Consider the following 15,632-nt stretch of genomic DNA (forward strand, 5'->3'; position numbering starts at 1 on the left):
CTGCATGGGGTTTGGGCAACAATGTGCGTATGACGCGCGGTCATCTGGACATTTTGTCCACATCTGTTCCGCGCACCGTGCCGCCGATGTCATTCTGGCCAGCGAAAGCGCTATCGACCGGACGCAAGCCGGGGTACCGGGCAGTACCAAAGCGGCGTTCAGACGGTATTTTCGAGGCTGTTCAGACGGCCCTCAGGCCGGACGGAAGGGCGTCCACTGCTTCATTCGCGCGCGGAACCACGTGCGCTGACGTTTGGCAAACTGCCGCGTCGCAACCGAGGCCCGCTCGCGCGCCTCCGCCTCGGTCATCGCGCCCAGGTAATGCGCCATCAGCTCCGGCACGCCAATTGCGCGGCAGGAGGGCAGCGCGGGATCATAGCGATCCTGCATGGCGGCAATCTCCTCCATCGCACCGGCCTCCATCATCGCATCAAAGCGGCGGCGGATGCGCGCTTCGAGCCAGTCCTTGTCGGTGTCAAAAACAATCGCGGTGCAGCGATCCGGCGGCAGCGGCGGCGGCGGTGTTTCGGCCTGCCAGTCGGCCAGGCCGCGACCGGTCGCAGTCAGCACCTCATAGGCGCGCTGCACCCGGGCGCGATTGAGAAGGTCGATCCGCTCAGCCGTCGCGGCATCCAGCGCCGCGCGCATATCCTCAAGCGACAGCAGATCGGCCTGCGCCCGGACCTCGGCCGGGGTGGCAGGGATCTCCGCAAGGCCCTGCGTGAGGGCGCTGAAATAGAGCCCGGTGCCACCGACGATGATCGGACGGGGGCCGTGGTCCAGCAGCGGCAGCACCTCGCGCAGCCAATGCCCGACGGAATAGTCGGCGTCATAAGGCTGGTGGCCATAGAGCAGATGCGGGGCCTGCGCCTCTTCCTCGGAGGAGGGGCGGGCGGTGATCACCCGCCAGCAGTCATAGACCTGACTGGCATCGGCATTGACGATCACGCCGCCCTGAGCTTCGGCGATCTGAAGCGCCAGCGCCGATTTGCCGGAGGCGGTTGGCCCGGCGATCAGCACCGGCTGGTGCGGCGGGATGTCTGGCAGCTGGGTTGCGGTGGTCATGCGGGCGTCCTGTTCTTTGGATGTTCTGCGGCGCGCGGAGCTTTGCTGCGGTGGGGCGCCGAAAAACATCTCAGGCCGCATTGATCCTGCCGCCGATTTGCTTCATTTTGCGCGCAAATTAACCCCGTCATATTCCGGAGCGCAACATGCCCCTTACAAACGATCAGCCGGAGGCCACGCCGGCGGCAACCTATAAACGTGTGATGCTGAAAATCTCAGGCGAGGCGCTGATGGGGGACCAGGGGTTTGGCCTGCATCCACCGACCGTCCAGCGCATCGCGCAGGAGGTGAAATCCGTGCGCGACATGGGCGTGGAGATCTGCATGGTGATCGGCGGCGGCAATATCTTCCGCGGGTTGTCCGGCTCGGCCCAGGGGATGGAGCGGACAACGGCCGACTACATGGGGATGCTGGCCACGGTGATGAATGCGCTGGCGATGCAGTCGGCGCTGGAAGGTCTGGGTGTCTTTACCCGGGTGATCTCGGCCATTCGCATGGATGAGGTGGCCGAGCCCTACATTCGCCGCCGCGCCGTGCGTCACCTTGAAAAGAAACGGGTCTGCATTTTTGCCGCAGGCACCGGCAACCCCTATTTCACCACCGATACCGCGGCCACGCTGCGCGCCAATGAGATGGCCTGCGAGGCGATCTTTATGGGTAAGAATGGCGTCGATGGTGTCTATGACAAGGATCCCGCGCAGCATGACGACGCGGTGCGTTATGACACCATCAGCTACGACGAGGTTCTGGCCAAGCGGTTGAAGGTGATGGATGCCTCGGCCATTGCGCTGGCGCGCGACAACAACCTGCCGCTGATGGTGTTCCCGCTGGATGAGCCGGGCGGCTTCCGGGGCATTCTGGCGGGCAAGGGGACCTACACGAAGGTTCACGGCTAACCGCGCCGGGGTGGGCGGGGCGCACTTGCCCTTGCCACATGCACAATGAGCCGCGCGCCCGGATCGAGATCCGGCGCGCGGTTTTTTCATGTGGCGCGCGGCGCTGGCGGAGGGTTTTGTGCGGCGGCGGCTGACCGGCTGCGGTACCGGGCCGTCCCGGAGAAGGGCAGAACCCTGCCTGTGGCCGCTTCAAATCTGCGGCAAGATCGCTATACAACGCCGCACCAATGTCTTATGAGCAATGCAAACACCGCCTCAAGTCAGGGGAGAGCAGAATGTCTGACGATTTTATTCTCGATACCGATGATCTACAGCGCCGCATGGATGGTGCCATGGCCAATCTCAGAACCGAATTCGCGTCGCTGCGGACCGGTCGTGCCTCCGCCTCGATGCTGGAGCCCGTGATGGTGGACGCCTATGGCTCGATGACGCCGATCAACCAGGTTGGCACCGTCAACGTGCCGGAGCCGCGCATGGTCACCATCAACGTCTGGGACAAGGCGCTGGTCGGCAAGGTCGAAAAAGCCATCCGTGAATCCGGTCTGGGCATCAACCCGCAGCTCAATGGCACCATCATCATGCTGCCGATCCCCGAGCTGAACGAAGAACGTCGCCGCGAGCTGACCAAAGTGGCCGGCCAGTATGCCGAGCACGCGCGGGTGTCGATCCGCAATGTGCGCCGCGATGGGATGGACCAGATCAAGAAAGCCAAGGCCGACGGCATGTCCGAGGACGACCAGAAGCTCTGGGAAGGCGAAGTTCAGGAGCTGACCGATAAGATGATTAAGGTTGTCGACGCGGCTCTGGAAACCAAACAAGCCGAAATTATGCAGGTCTGACACCTGCTTATGTCACAGAGCACAGACACCGTCCTGGCGCCGGATGAGAGCGACCCCGCACCGGAACGCGGCCCGAAACATGTTGCCATCATCATGGATGGCAATGGCCGCTGGGCACAGGCGCGGGGCCGTCCGCGTCTGTTCGGTCACCACGCGGGCGCCAAACGGGTGCGCGAGGTGGTGGAATGCTGCCCTGCGCTGGGGGTGAAATACCTCACTATCTTTGCCTTCTCGACCGAGAACTGGAAGCGCACTCAGGTGGAGGTCGCAGGCCTCATGAGCCTGTTCCGCCGCTATATCTCCAAGGAGATGAAAGCGCTGTCGCAGCGCAATGTCCGGGTCCGTTTCATCGGGGACCGGGTGCGGCTGGACAAAAAGCTGGTCGCGCTGATGGACCAGCTGGAGCAGGAGACCGCCTGCAATGACGGTACCCACCTGACCATCGCGCTGAATTATGGCAGCCGTGACGAGGTGGCGCGGGCCACCAAACGGCTGGCCGAGGATGTGGCAGCGGGGCGCCTGAACCCTGCGGATGTGGATGAGGAAACCCTGCCACGTTATCTCGATACCCATGTGTTGCCCGATCCAGATCTGGTCATCCGCACCAGCGGTGAAGCGCGGATCTCCAACTTTCTGCTGTGGCAGTCGGCCTATGCGGAATATGAGTTCATCGACACGCTGTGGCCGGATTTCACCGCCGACGAGATGGACCGGCTGTGCCGCAGCTACGGGCAGCGGGATCGCCGGTTTGGCGCGGTGAAGACATGAGCGCCGCGGGACGTTGGGCCGATCTGATGCCGCGGGTGATCTCCGCCATCGTGATGATCGTCGTGGGTGGCTGGGCCGTATGGCGCGGGGGCGTGGTGTTTGACCTGCTGATCGCGGCGGCCTGTGGTGGCATGATCTGGGAATTGCTGCGCATGGTGGTGCCTGATCGTCAGGGGCTGGCGCTGCCGCTCGGCGTCCTGTCGATGGGGGCGGTGCTGGCCGCAGCGCTGATGGGCGGCGGCTGGGCGCTTGGCCTGCTGCTGATACCGGCGCTGCTGGGCGCGCTGGCCATCGACATCCGCCGGGGCATTTACATCGGTTTCGCGCTTTGGGTGCTGTTCGCGGCCTATGCGTTCATCTGGATGCGCAGCGCGCTGGGGCTGGATTGGATGATCTGGCTGATCTCGGTTGTGGTGGCCACGGATATTGCGGGCTATTTCGCCGGTAAGACCTTTGGCGGGCCGAAATTCTGGCCGCGTGTCAGCCCGAAGAAAACCTGGTCCGGCACCTCTGCGGGCTGGATCGCGGCCGCAGCTGTTGGTGCGGTCTTTGCGGTGCAGGGCGGGCTTGGCTTTGGCGTCGTGCTGCTGTCGGTGCTGGTCTCCATGGCCAGCCAGGCCGGTGACGTTGCCGAAAGCGCGCTGAAACGCAAGATGGCTGTGAAGGATTCCAGCGGCCTGATCCCGGGCCACGGCGGGCTGTTCGACCGCTTTGACGGTATGCTGGGCGCGGCGGCCATGGTGCTGCTGGTACTCAGCCTGTGGGGTCTGCCCGGCGGGACGATCTGATGCGCAAGATCTCGATTTTCGGGGCCACCGGATCCATTGGTCAGAATACGATTGACCTGATCCGGCGGGCCCCCGGTGACTACAATGTGGTGGCGCTGACCGGTGGCGCTAATATTGCCCAGCTGGCACAGGATGCCAGAGCGCTGCGTGCCGATATCGCCGTGACCGCCTATGATGACAAGCTGCCGGAGCTGCGGGCCGCCCTGGACGGTTCGGGCATCGCGGCGGCCGCCGGGCAGGCGGCGCTGGTCGAGGCGGCGGCGCGACCTGCGGATTGGGTCATGTCGGCGATTGTCGGCGCGGCTGGCCTTGCTCCGGGGCTCGAGGCACTGAAACAGGGCGCGACTCTGGCGCTGGCGAATAAGGAATCGCTGGTTTGCGCCGGAGCGCTGCTGCTGGAGACCGCCCGCAGCCATAATGCGAGGCTCCTGCCCGTGGACAGCGAACATTCGGCGGTGTTTCAGGGGCTGGTCGGTGAAGACATCGCGGCGGTGGAACGTGTGGTGATCACCGCCTCTGGCGGGGCGTTTCGCGACTGGCCGCTGGAGCAGCTGAAGACCGCCACGGTGGCACAGGCCTCCTCGCATCCCAATTGGGACATGGGGCAGCGGATCACTATCGACAGCGCGTCCATGTTCAACAAGGCGCTGGAAGTTATTGAAACCCGTGAATTCTTTGGCGTTGCACCAGAACAGATTGAGGTTGTCGTTCACCCTGAATCTATCGTGCATGCGCTGGTCGGATTTCGCGACGGGGCGCTGATGGCGCATCTCGGCGCGCCGGATATGCGCCACGCCATTGGTTATGCGCTGCATTGGCCCGAACGGCGCGAGCTGCCGGTGGAGCGGCTGGATCTGGCGCGGCTGGCGCAGCTGACGTTTCGGGCGCCTGATCCCGCGCGCTATCCGGCATTGCGGCTGGCCTATGATGTGATGGCGCGGGGCGGGCTGATGGGGGCGGTGTTCAATGCCGCCAAGGAACGGGCGCTGGATCATTTCATCGCCGGGCGCATCGGCTTTCTGGACATGGCCGAAGTGGTGGCGCGGGTGCTGGATCAATTTGACAGTGCCGATCGCGGGCTAGATGAGGCAATGACACTTGATACGGTGCGCCGGACCGACCATCTCGCCCGTATGGACGCCGACAATGAAATTTTGAAATATGTAAGGTAAGCCCTTGGATCTCGTCTCCTTTCTTCCGCAGTTTGGCGGGTATCTCTATGTGATTGCCAGTTTTGTGGTGGCCCTGTCGGTGATCGTGGCTGTGCATGAATATGGCCATTACATCGTCGGGCGCTGGTCCGGGATCCATGCCGAGGTCTTCTCGCTGGGATTCGGTCCGGTGCTGTTTTCGCGGGTGGACAAGCGCGGCACCCGCTGGCAGGTGGCGCTGCTGCCGTTTGGTGGCTACGTGAAGTTCCTAGGTGATGCGGATGCGGCCTCGGGCAAGGATAGCGCGGCAATGGCGGATGCGGCGGCTGATCCGGTGGCGCTGCGGCGCACGATGCACGGCGCGCCGCTTTGGGCGCGGGCGGCCACCGTCGCGGCGGGGCCGGTGTTCAACTTCATCATGTCCGCGCTGATTTTTGCCGGTGTTTTCATGGTGCAGGGCACCATGCGCGATCCGCTGACGGTGGAGCGGCTGGTGCCGCTGCCGGGGCTGCAAACCGGCCTGCGCGAAGGTGACGCACTGTTGCAGATCAACGGTGTCGATGTTCCCTCGCTGGAGGATAACACTGCCTTTGCGGCCTTCCGCGATGCGGTGCCGGAACAGCAGCCGCTAACCTATACCGTGCTGCGCGACGGCCAGCAGACCGAGGTCGAGGGACCGTATCCCTGGCCGCCGCATGTGCGTGGCGTGGCACCGCGCAGTGCCGCGTCTGACATCGACCTGCAGCCGGGCGATGTGATCACCGCCGTGGATGGCGCGCCGATCTTTGCCTTTGACCAGCTGAAACGTGCGGTTGAAAGCGCCGAGGGCAAGGTGTTGCTGCTGAAGGTCTGGCGCGCTGGCGAAGAGTTCGAGATGGCTCTGGCGCCCCGCCGTGTGGATGAGCCGCAGGCGGATGGCGGCTTTGCCACCCGCTGGCGTATGGGCATTGTCGGTGGTCTGGCGTTTGAGCCTGCGACCGAGAGCCTGGGCCTTGGAGAGGCGCTTGGCGGTGGTGCGGCGCAGGTCTGGGGCGTGGTCGAAATGTCGCTTTCCGGGCTGAAACATATGATCACCGGTGCGATCAGCACCTGCAACCTGTCGGGTCCGATTGGCATTGCCGAGACCTCTGGTGCGATGGCAAGCCAGGGGGCGGCCAGCTTCATTCGGTTTATTGCCGTGCTCTCCACTGCCGTTGGCCTGCTGAACCTGTTCCCGATCCCGGCGCTGGATGGGGGGCATCTGATGTTCTACGCCTATGAGGCGGTGACCGGTAAGCCGCCGAATGATGCGGTGATGCGGGTACTGATGGCGGTTGGTATCTCCGCCATCCTCAGCCTGATGATGTTTGCGCTTTTCAACGATATCTTCTGCTAGGCGCTTTCTTGCCGACCGGCCGCGATCCGGCTGGTCGGCAGATCCCGCAGCAGCAGGGCGCGCCAAACTGTCGCCACATTCCCCTGTTAATCCTTTGGTAAGCCGCCGGTGGGCAGCGGTGCCGCAGATCGCGGCGCGGTTGTGGCGGATGTGGGATCTTTTTTTAGATAAACGGGAGAGTGGACGCCATGAGCAGCCTGCATATTACCAATACGGGATTGGGTCTTTTTATGCGCCTGAACTGGGACCGCGCCATGTCTGTGGCGACGATTTTGGGAGCGCTGGTGGCTGGGGCCTGGATCGGCAGTCTCTGAGTTTTCAACCTGTTGCAAGCAATCTGGCGCGTGGGGTCCTCCCGCGCGCCTTTTTGTTGTTTTTGACAAGCGCTGATAAACCCGATACGCACGGATTAAGCTGTAAAAAAATCGGGTTTTGACTGATGGTTCGGGGGAAGCACACAGGTAGATCCTGTGGGGGGCGCAAATTAGGTGCCCATATTTTGTATAGAAACGCATCTGCTGTAGCGCTGGCTGTTGCCTTGGGATTTGTCCTGACGCCAGAGTTCGCAGTGGCGCAGAGCTATAGTTTCACAAACGTTCAGGTCGAGGGCAATCAACGCATCCAGACCTCAACAATTGTGGCCTATACCGGCATTGAGCGGGGCAAATCGGTGAGCGCCGGGCAGCTCAACGATGCCTATCAGCGCATTCTGGACAGCGGCGTATTCGAAAGCGTCGAGATTGTTCCGCAGGGCAATACGCTGGTGATCAAGGTCACCGAATTTCCGACCATCAACAAGATCAGCTTTGAAGGCAACCGCCGCATCAAAGACGATGCCATGGCCGAGCTGATCGAATCGGCGCCGCGCCGGGTATTCAACCCCACGGTCGCCGAGCGTGATGCCTCCAATCTGGCCGAAGCCTATGGTGCACAGGGACGTCTGGCCACAACCGTGACACCGCGCATCATCCGGCGCAGCGACAACCGTGTCGATCTGGTGTTCGAAATCTCCGAAGGTGACACCATCGAGGTCGAGCGCGTGTCCTTCATCGGCAACCGCGTCTATTCCGATCGTCGTCTGCGCCGCGTGCTGGAGACCAAACAGGCCGGTCTGCTGCGCACCTTCATCCGCGCCGATACGCTGATCGAGGACCGTCTGGAATTCGACAAGCAGGTGCTGCGCGATTTCTACCTGTCGCGCGGCTATGTTGACGTGCGTATCAACAGCACCAATGCCGAGGTGACCGAAGAACGCGACGCCGCCTTCCTGGTGGTGGATATCAGCGAGGGCCAGAAGTTCGAGTTTGGCGAAATTTCGGTCACCAGCGAGATGTCGGAAGCTGACGCCGATGAGTTCCGCAAAGTTCTGAGGGTCCGCCCCGGGGTAACCTATTCGCCGAGTGTGGTGGAAAATGCCATCCGGCGCTTGGAAACATATGCGATCCGCAAGGGGATTGATTTCCTGCGGGCCGAGCCGCGGATCAGCCGCAATGATCGCGAGCTGACGCTGGATGTGGATTTTGTGCTGACCCGTGGTCCGCGCGTGTTTGTTGAGCGGATCGACATCGAAGGCAACACAACCACGCTGGACCGGGTGATCCGTCAGCAGTTCCGCACCGTCGAGGGCGACCCGTTCAATCCGCGCGAAATCCGCGAAAGCGCTGAACGCATCCGTGCGCTGGGGTTCTTTGAAACCGCCGAGGTGGACGTGCGCGAAGGCAGCAGCGCCGGTGAGGTGGTTGTCGATGTGGACGTCGAGGAAAAGCCAACGGGTGCACTGAGCCTTGGTGGTGCCTACTCGGTCAACGACGGCTTCGGTCTCAGCATCGGCCTGTCGGAGAACAACTTCCTTGGTCGGGGGCAGCGCCTGTCGTTCAACATCTCGACCGCTCAGGACGCCGAGGAATACACGCTTGGCTTCACCGAGCCCTATCTTCTGGGGCGCGACCTGCGTCTCGATCTGGATCTGGGTCTGTCTGAGACGGATTCCAGCTTTGCGCTTTACGACACCAAACGTGCGTTCTTCTCGCCCGCGCTGACCTTCCAAACCTCGGAAAACAGCAGCCTTCAGATCCGGTACACCTGGGATGAGGATGAGATGATCACCCGTGGTGATGATTCCGCCGGGATCCCGCTTGCCGGTCCTGTGGTTCGTAGCGAGATCAACCAGGGTGCGATCAACGCCAGTTCCATCGGCTTTACCTATACTGTTGACAGCCGCCTGAACGGACTGGATCCGAATTCGGGCTATCTGTTCCAGGTTGGGGCCGATTATGCCGGGCTTGGCGGGGATTCTGAATATCTGCGCACCACCGCAAAGATCATCGCCCAGCGTCGTGTCTTCAACGAAGAGGTGACATTGCGGGCAACGATCGAGGCAGGCGCCTTTGCCTGGCAGGGGGATGGCTTCAGCCGCTCCATTGACCGGTTTGTCCTGTCTCCCAATATCCTGCGTGGTTTTGAACCGGGTGGTATCGGTCCACGGGACCAGTCGCCCAATGGCGCAGGCGGGACCTATAACGACTTCCTCGGCGGCAACTATTACGCGGCGGCCCGCTTTGATGCGGAATTCCCGCTGGGCCTGCCGGAAGAGATCGGCCTGCGAGGCGGTCTGTTCTATGATGTGGGCAACCTCTGGGGTCTGAACAATGCCGATACCGGCGCGGCGGGCGGCAATATTGTCGGGCGCGGCGGGTCGTACCGTCATGTGGTCGGCTTCTCGCTGTTGTGGACAACCGGATTTGGCCCTTTGCGGTTCAATTTCTCCAAGGCGCTGAAGAAAGAAGACTTCGACCAGGAGCAGAGCTTTGATTTGACGTTGCAGGCGCGGTTCTGATCGCAATGACACGAGCTGTGGACACACGGCACACGGGGGCGCTGGCTGAGATGCTGGCGCCTTTTGTGCGCGGGCTTGCGATGCTGCCGCTGCTGGTGCTGCCTGCGATGGCGCAGGAGACGGCATTGCCGGGGGCGGGCTTTGCCTTTGGCGAGACATTGCAGCTGGGCGCACCGCAGACCGGGCTGCTGACCATCCAGTCCGAGCGGCTCTATGCCGAGAGCGCCTTTGGTCAGCGTGTTTCGCAGGAACTGGATGCCGAGGGTGCGGTCCTGACGGCCGAAAACCGCCGGATCGAGGCGGAGCTGCGCGCAGAGGAACTTGAGCTGACTGAGCGCCGCAGCAGCATGGATCCTGCGGCGTTTCGCGCGCTGGCCGATGCTTTTGACAAAAAGGTGCAGGAAACCCGTCGTCAACAGGATCAGAAACTGCGCGATATCAACCAGATCGGCGAAGATGCGCGGCGTGATTTCTTCACCGCTTCGCTGCCTGTGCTGCAACAGATCATGCTGGAAGCCGGGGCTGGAGCCATTCTGGAACACGCCAGCGTGTTTCTGAGCGCAGATGCCGCGGATGTCACCGATCTGGCGATCGCGCGGGTGAACGAAGTGCTCGGCGACGGGCGTGAGAGCCTGCCCGAGGCCACCGGCGAATAGGCTTACCGCGCCCGGCTGGCGATTGCCTCAGGCGGAGGCAGGGCGCCGACCGTGCAGCCATCGCCGGGTCTGCCGCTTGCCGAAGCTGTGGGCAGTTGCTAGGACATACCTAACATTCAGAAAACGGGGAAACCGCAATGACAACCGAGCTGAAAAGCGCCGACATTCACCTGATCCAGCGGATCCTGCCGCATCGCTATCCGTTTCTGCTGGTCGACAAGGTGGTCGAGATCGACGGCTATTCCTCGGCCTGCGGGATCAAGAACGTCACCATGAACGAGCCGCATTTCCAGGGCCATTTCCCGGGCACGCCGATTATGCCGGGCGTCACCATCGTCGAGGCGATGGCACAGACTGCGGGCGTGATGCTGGGCGTAGGCATGGATATGATCGACACCGAGCTGCTGATCTATTTCATGAACATCGACAAGTGCAAATTCCGCCGCAAGGTGATCCCCGGCGATGTGCTGGAGATGCGGGTGGAGACCACAAGGGGCAAGCCCGGTGGCAAGATCTTCAAGTTCAAGGGTGTTGCAACCGTCAATGGTGAGACTGCGGCGGAGGCCGAGTTCTCGGCCATGATCGACGTGCAGAAGGATTGACACAGATGACCCGGATCCATCCCAGCGCGGTGGTCGAAGAAGGGGCGAAGATTGGCGCCGATTGCGTCATTGGCCCGTTCTGCCTGATTGGCCCTGAGGTCGTGCTCGGCGACCGGGTTGAGCTGAAATCCCATGTGGTCGTCACCGGAGATACCGAGATCGGAGAGGATACCACGGTGTTCTCCTTTGCCGTGCTGGGCGAGATTCCGCAGGATCTGAAGTTCAAGGGCGAGCGCTGCAAGACCGTGATCGGCAAGCGCAACCGCATCCGAGAGCATGTGACGGTGAATGCCGGCACCGAAGGCGGCGGCGGGATCACGCGGATCGGTGATGACGGCTTGTTTATGGCCGGCTGCCACATCGCCCATGATGCGCAGATCGGAGATCGTGTGATCGTGGTGAATTCCGCTGCGGTTGCGGGCCACTGCGTGCTGGAAGATGACGTCATCATCGGCGGCCTGTCCGGCATTCACCAATGGGTGCGCATCGGTCACGGCGCCATTGTCGGCGCGGTCACCATGGTGACCAATGATGTGATTCCCTACGGGCTGGTGCAGGCGCCGCGCGGTGAGCTGGACGGGCTGAACCTTGTCGGCCTGAAACGCCGGGGCGTGCAGCGTGCGGATATCACCGCGCTGCGGGCGGCCTTTCAGATGCTGGCCCAGGGCGAGGGCACGTTTCAGGAGCGCGCGCGCCGTCTTGGCGCAGAGAGCGACAGCGAATACGTGCAGGAAATCGTTGATTTCATTACCGGCGAGAGTGACCGCTCTTTCCTGACGCCGGGAGGCTGAGACCATGCTGGCATTGATTGCAGGGCAGGGCGCACTGCCTGCCGAACTGGCCGCGCGCCTGTCCGACCGGCCACTGGTCTGTGCCATGCGCGGCTCCGAGCCCGATCACATTGAGCCGGAGCTGACCTTTCGCCTGGAACAGCTCGGCAGCTTTATCGCGCGCCTGTCGGCCAGCGGTGTGCGCGAGATCTGCCTGGCGGGCGCAGTGCGCCGCCCGGCCATTGATCCATCGCAGATTGATGCCGAGACCATGCCGCTGGTTCCGATTCTGCAGGGGGCGATTGCCGCAGGTGACGACGGGGCATTGCGCGCCATCATCGGCCTTTTTGAGCAGGCGGGCATGTGCGTGCGCGCCGCCCATGAGATTGCACCGGATCTGGTGATGGCCGAGGGCATCCCGACCGAGGTGCAGCCCGGCGAATTGGACCGGCGCGATGCAGAACGCGGCGCAGAGGTTGTCGAGGCCATGTGCCGCGCCGATGTCGGCCAGTCCTGCGCGGTGCGGCGCGGACAGGCGATTGCGGTCGAGAACCTCTTTGGCACCGACTGGATGCTGACGGCGTTGCAGAACCGGCCTGACGGCACCGGAGGTCTGCTGTTCAAGGCGCCCAAACCCGGACAGGACCGCCGCGCGGATCTGCCCACGATTGGCGTGCAGACGGTTGAGCTGGCGGCCAAGGCTGGGCTGTCGGGGATCGTGCTGGAAGCCGGCGGTGTTATCGTGCTCGATCAGGATGAGGTGGTGGCCACCTGCAATCGGCTCGGGCTGTTTCTCTGGCTGCGCAGCGCATGAGCCTACGGGTGTTCATCCTCGCAGGCGAGCCTTCTGGGGACCGCCTTGGCGGTGCGCTGATGGCAGGTCTGCGGCAGCTGCGCCCGGATATCATCTTTGAGGGGGTTGGCGGCGCGCTGATGGCTGAACAAGGCCTAAAGTCGCGCTTCGATATGTCGGAGCTGTCGGTCATGGGACTGGCCGAGGTGCTGCCGAAATACCGTCAGCTGAAGCGCCGCATTCGCGAAACCGCAGAGGCGGTTCTGGACATGAAGCCGGATGTGATGATCACCATCGACAGCCCGGATTTCTCCCTACGGGTCGCCGCATTGGTGAAAGAAGCCAGCAGTATTCGCACGGTACATTATGTGGCGCCATCGGTCTGGGCCTGGCGCCCCAAGCGGGCGGAGAAGATGGCCAAGGTCATCGATCATGTGCTGGCGCTGCTGCCGTTTGAGCCGCCCTATATGGAAGCGGCTGGCATGGAGTGTGATTTCGTTGGCCACCCCGTTGTGGGGGAGCCACAGGCCACGGCGGAGGAGATTGCCGCCTTTCGCAGCCAGTACCAGCTGGAGGAGGCGCCCTGCATTCTGGCGCTGCCGGGATCGCGGCGCTCTGAGGTGACACGTCTGGCGCCGGTATTCGGTGCGGCCCTGAAACAGTTTCAGGACAGCCATCCCGAATACCGGATCGTGGTGCCGGCCGCAGCTCCGGTTGCCGATCTGGTGCGCAGCCATCTTGCGGAATGGTCGGATACCGCGGTGGTGATCGACCCCAATACGCTGGACGGTGAAGTGGCCAAGGCGCATAAACGCGCGGCTTTTGCGGCGGCGGATCTGGCGCTTGCGGCTTCTGGTACGGTCTCGCTGGAGCTGGCGGCGGCGCGCACCCCAATGGTGATTGCCTATAAATTCCAGTGGCTCACCTGGCATATCATGCGGCGCATGGCGTTGATTGACACCGTCACGCTGGTCAATCTGGTCAGCGATACACGCGTGGTGCCGGAATGCCTCGGCCCTGAGTGTACGCCGGAGGTTATCGCCAAGGCGCTGATCAAGGTCAAGGCGGCGCCTACCGCGCAATCCTCTGCCATGGCCATCACGATGGAGCGGCTGGGCGAGGGGGGCGAAGACCCCGGTCTGCGCGCGGCCCGCGCAGTGTTGGATCGTCTGTCTGCGCAGACCTCCGCCGTCACCTGAAGCCTGCCGGATGCAGAGCCTCCGGCAGGTGGCCTCTCGTAGCGCGGGCGCTGTGCACCCGCGCGGTGCGCGCCGCAATGCGGGGGACTGAGCATGTGCCGTTGGGCGTGGTGTTGTGGTGGATTATATTTTGCTGAGACGCGCCTAAGGGCAGGTCTGCCCTCAGGCGCTATCTCGATTTTGGGTTTGGGGAGGGCCTGTCAAGGACAAGCCGCGCGTCCCGCGCGGAGGCTGCGCCTTCCCTGACAGACGCGCCGTGTTCCTTGCCGTGTCAGTAGCCGCGCCAGATCCAGCCGCCGCCAAAGATACGGCTGCCCTCCTCAGCATAGAACACGCAGGCCTGTCCGGGAGAAATACCCTCTTCCGGGGTCAGCAGTTCGACCTCGGCTTCGGTCTCCGAGATCGGACGGATCACCGCATCGCGCGGGGGCCGGGTCGAGCGGACCTTGACCTTCAGATGCCATTCGTCGCGGCTGGTGAAAGGCTCATCGCCGAGCCAGTTGATTTCCCGCACCGGGATGGTGCGGGTGGCCAGCAAGTCCTTGGGACCGACGACCACCTGTTTCTTGTCCACATCTAGTTTCACCACATAAAGCGGTTCGCTCAGCCCGCCGATGCCGAGGCCGCGACGCTGGCCGATGGTGTAGTGGATGACACCGTTGTGACGGCCGAGCACCCGGCCATCGGCATGAACGATGTCCCCCGGCTCCGCCGCGCCGGGGCGCAGTTTCTCGATCACGCTGGCATAATCACCATTGGGAACAAAGCAGATGTCTTGGCTGTCGGGTTTATCGGCCACCGCCAGACCATATTGTGCCGCCATCTCGCGGGTGGCGTCCTTTGACGGCAGATGTCCCAGCGGGAATCGCAGATAGTCCAGCTGCTCGGGGGTGGTGGAGAACAGGAAATAGCTCTGGTCGCGGTTGGCATCCTCGGCCGAATGCAGCTCGGGCCCGTTTGGCCCATCCTTGCGCTGGATATAGTGGCCGGTGGCCATGCAGTCGGCTTCCAGATCGCGGGCGGTTTCCAGCAGATCCTTGAACTTGACCCGTTCGTTGCAGCGGATACAGGGTACCGGGGTTGCGCCAGCCAGATAGCTGTCGGCGAACTCATCGATCACCGCATCCTTAAAAATGTTCTCATAATCCAGCACGTAATGCGGAAAGCCGCGCTCCTCGGCGACTCGGCGCGCATCATGGATATCGATCCCCGCACAGCAGGCGCCTTTCTTTGCAAGCGCCGCACCATGGTCGTAGAGCTGTAGCGTCACGCCCACAACATCATAGCCTTCATCGGCCAAATGTGCAGCAACAACAGAGCTGTCGACGCCACCCGACATGGCGACAACCACCCGCGTCTCCGACGGTGGTTTGGCAAAGCCAAGCGAATTCAGTTGGGGATTGGCATCCTGCGCCATCAGGCGACTCCTCGGATATGTGGGAAAGACACCGCAGAATATAGGAAAATCCTAATGATCCTCAAGGGGGCAGGTTCACCCCTCCTTAAGGCGTTTGCGCGAAATGTGGGGACGGACCAATTTCTATGCTCCACACGAAGGAAGAAAAGATGTTCTTGAAGAAAGTCGATGGCCCGCGCGCTGTGACCCTGCCGGATGGCACGGTGATGACGCGCGCGGATCTGCCGCCAAAGACCACGCGGCGCTGGGTGGCCTCACGCAAGGCGGCGGTTGTGCGCGGAGTCCTCTACGGCTTGATCCCGCAAAGCGAGGCATTGCGCAGATACAGCCTCTCCGAAGAGGAGTTTCGCAGCTGGGTTTCCGCTGTTGCGGACTTTGGCGAGGACGCCCTGAAAGCCACCCGTCTCAAAGACTATCGTAAATCCTGACGCAAAAAAATCATTCAGACTTGAGGTGAACGCGCAAATTAACCATCAT

The 15,632-nt window shown here is 62.5% G+C and carries 16 protein-coding genes; 14 read left to right on the forward strand and 2 right to left on the reverse strand.

The window, feature by feature from the left end; all coding sequences use genetic code 11:
• Positions 1-192 precede the first annotated feature (192 nt).
• Positions 193-1,065, reverse strand: coding sequence for a tRNA (adenosine(37)-N6)-dimethylallyltransferase MiaA (miaA, locus tag VWY75_RS16470; protein WP_416538694.1), 873 nt, complete (start codon positions 1,063-1,065; stop codon positions 193-195).
• Positions 1,066-1,211: 146 nt separating this feature from the next.
• Between miaA and pyrH the strand changes: the two genes are divergently transcribed.
• The 13 genes from pyrH (at position 1,212) to lpxB (ending at position 13,738) form a co-directional block, all read left to right on the forward strand.
• Entirely contained in the window at positions 1,212-1,961 is a 750-nt protein-coding gene (gene pyrH, locus VWY75_RS16475) for a UMP kinase (protein WP_340545440.1), read from the forward strand.
• Between the two features lie 275 nt (positions 1,962-2,236).
• Entirely contained in the window at positions 2,237-2,800 is a 564-nt protein-coding gene (frr, locus tag VWY75_RS16480; protein ID WP_340545441.1) for a ribosome recycling factor, read from the forward strand.
• 9 nt (positions 2,801-2,809) lie between these two features.
• Positions 2,810-3,568 (forward strand): isoprenyl transferase, encoded by a 759-nt coding sequence (locus tag VWY75_RS16485; RefSeq protein ID WP_416536039.1) that lies wholly within the window; start codon positions 2,810-2,812, stop codon positions 3,566-3,568.
• Positions 3,565-4,356, forward strand: a complete 792-nt coding sequence (locus VWY75_RS16490; protein ID WP_340545443.1) for a phosphatidate cytidylyltransferase — start codon at positions 3,565-3,567, stop codon at positions 4,354-4,356. Before VWY75_RS16485 ends, VWY75_RS16490 begins: the two co-directional genes overlap by 4 nt.
• Complete coding sequence (gene dxr / locus VWY75_RS16495) at positions 4,356-5,528, forward strand: 1-deoxy-D-xylulose-5-phosphate reductoisomerase (RefSeq protein ID WP_416538695.1); 1,173 nt, start codon at positions 4,356-4,358, stop codon at positions 5,526-5,528. The genes VWY75_RS16490 and dxr overlap by 1 nt, the downstream gene beginning before the upstream one ends.
• Positions 5,529-5,532: 4 nt before the next feature.
• Positions 5,533-6,882 (forward strand): RIP metalloprotease RseP, encoded by a 1,350-nt coding sequence (rseP, locus tag VWY75_RS16500; RefSeq protein WP_340545445.1) that lies wholly within the window; start codon positions 5,533-5,535, stop codon positions 6,880-6,882.
• Positions 6,883-7,070: 188 nt separating this feature from the next.
• Positions 7,071-7,196, forward strand: a complete 126-nt coding sequence (locus VWY75_RS16505; protein ID WP_340545446.1) for a hypothetical protein — start codon at positions 7,071-7,073, stop codon at positions 7,194-7,196.
• A gap of 125 nt (positions 7,197-7,321) precedes the next feature.
• A complete protein-coding gene (bamA, locus tag VWY75_RS16510) occupies positions 7,322-9,718 on the forward strand; it encodes an outer membrane protein assembly factor BamA (protein WP_340545447.1) in 2,397 nt (798 codons plus the stop codon).
• A gap of 5 nt (positions 9,719-9,723) precedes the next feature.
• A complete protein-coding gene (locus VWY75_RS16515) occupies positions 9,724-10,374 on the forward strand; it encodes an OmpH family outer membrane protein (protein ID WP_340545448.1) in 651 nt (216 codons plus the stop codon).
• A gap of 137 nt (positions 10,375-10,511) precedes the next feature.
• On the forward strand, positions 10,512-10,976 hold the full coding sequence (gene fabZ, locus VWY75_RS16520; RefSeq protein WP_340545449.1) for a 3-hydroxyacyl-ACP dehydratase FabZ: 465 nt from the start codon (positions 10,512-10,514) through the stop codon (positions 10,974-10,976).
• Between the two features lie 5 nt (positions 10,977-10,981).
• Positions 10,982-11,767 carry an acyl-ACP--UDP-N-acetylglucosamine O-acyltransferase gene (gene lpxA / locus VWY75_RS16525; protein ID WP_340545450.1) on the forward strand — a complete coding sequence of 262 codons (786 nt, stop codon included), beginning with the start codon at positions 10,982-10,984 and terminating at the stop codon, positions 11,765-11,767.
• A 4-nt stretch (positions 11,768-11,771) separates the two neighbouring features.
• Positions 11,772-12,560, forward strand: a complete 789-nt coding sequence (locus VWY75_RS16530) for an LpxI family protein (RefSeq protein ID WP_416538696.1) — start codon at positions 11,772-11,774, stop codon at positions 12,558-12,560.
• Complete coding sequence (lpxB, locus tag VWY75_RS16535; protein WP_416538697.1) at positions 12,557-13,738, forward strand: lipid-A-disaccharide synthase; 1,182 nt, start codon at positions 12,557-12,559, stop codon at positions 13,736-13,738. The genes VWY75_RS16530 and lpxB overlap by 4 nt, the downstream gene beginning before the upstream one ends.
• A gap of 271 nt (positions 13,739-14,009) precedes the next feature.
• On the opposite strand, the gene mnmA is transcribed toward lpxB, so the two are convergent.
• Positions 14,010-15,155, reverse strand: coding sequence for a tRNA 2-thiouridine(34) synthase MnmA (gene mnmA, locus VWY75_RS16540; RefSeq protein ID WP_340545453.1), 1,146 nt, complete (start codon positions 15,153-15,155; stop codon positions 14,010-14,012).
• A 149-nt stretch (positions 15,156-15,304) separates the two neighbouring features.
• Here mnmA and VWY75_RS16545 point away from each other — a divergent pair, with 149 nt between their 5' ends.
• Positions 15,305-15,583, forward strand: a complete 279-nt coding sequence (locus tag VWY75_RS16545) for a DUF1153 domain-containing protein (protein ID WP_040104126.1) — start codon at positions 15,305-15,307, stop codon at positions 15,581-15,583.
• Positions 15,584-15,632 lie beyond the last annotated feature (49 nt).

Origin of the sequence: Phaeobacter sp. JH20_08 (assembly GCF_048056635.1) — a bacterium.
Lineage (GTDB): Bacteria > Pseudomonadota > Alphaproteobacteria > Rhodobacterales > Rhodobacteraceae > Phaeobacter > Phaeobacter bryozoorum.

Coding starts and splice junctions, on each gene's coding strand:
- miaA (WP_416538694.1), bottom strand. CDS start 1,065: ATGACCACCGCAACCCAGCTGCCAGACATCCCGCCGCACCAGCCGGTG.
- pyrH (WP_340545440.1), top strand. CDS start 1,212: ATGCCCCTTACAAACGATCAGCCGGAGGCCACGCCGGCGGCAACCTAT.
- frr (WP_340545441.1), top strand. CDS start 2,237: ATGTCTGACGATTTTATTCTCGATACCGATGATCTACAGCGCCGCATG.
- VWY75_RS16485 (WP_416536039.1), top strand. CDS start 2,810: ATGTCACAGAGCACAGACACCGTCCTGGCGCCGGATGAGAGCGACCCC.
- VWY75_RS16490 (WP_340545443.1), top strand. CDS start 3,565: ATGAGCGCCGCGGGACGTTGGGCCGATCTGATGCCGCGGGTGATCTCC.
- dxr (WP_416538695.1), top strand. CDS start 4,356: ATGCGCAAGATCTCGATTTTCGGGGCCACCGGATCCATTGGTCAGAAT.
- VWY75_RS16505 (WP_340545446.1), top strand. CDS start 7,071: ATGAGCAGCCTGCATATTACCAATACGGGATTGGGTCTTTTTATGCGC.
- bamA (WP_340545447.1), top strand. CDS start 7,322: ATGGTTCGGGGGAAGCACACAGGTAGATCCTGTGGGGGGCGCAAATTA.
- VWY75_RS16515 (WP_340545448.1), top strand. CDS start 9,724: ATGACACGAGCTGTGGACACACGGCACACGGGGGCGCTGGCTGAGATG.
- fabZ (WP_340545449.1), top strand. CDS start 10,512: ATGACAACCGAGCTGAAAAGCGCCGACATTCACCTGATCCAGCGGATC.
- lpxA (WP_340545450.1), top strand. CDS start 10,982: ATGACCCGGATCCATCCCAGCGCGGTGGTCGAAGAAGGGGCGAAGATT.
- VWY75_RS16530 (WP_416538696.1), top strand. CDS start 11,772: ATGCTGGCATTGATTGCAGGGCAGGGCGCACTGCCTGCCGAACTGGCC.
- lpxB (WP_416538697.1), top strand. CDS start 12,557: ATGAGCCTACGGGTGTTCATCCTCGCAGGCGAGCCTTCTGGGGACCGC.
- mnmA (WP_340545453.1), bottom strand. CDS start 15,155: ATGGCGCAGGATGCCAATCCCCAACTGAATTCGCTTGGCTTTGCCAAA.
- VWY75_RS16545 (WP_040104126.1), top strand. CDS start 15,305: ATGTTCTTGAAGAAAGTCGATGGCCCGCGCGCTGTGACCCTGCCGGAT.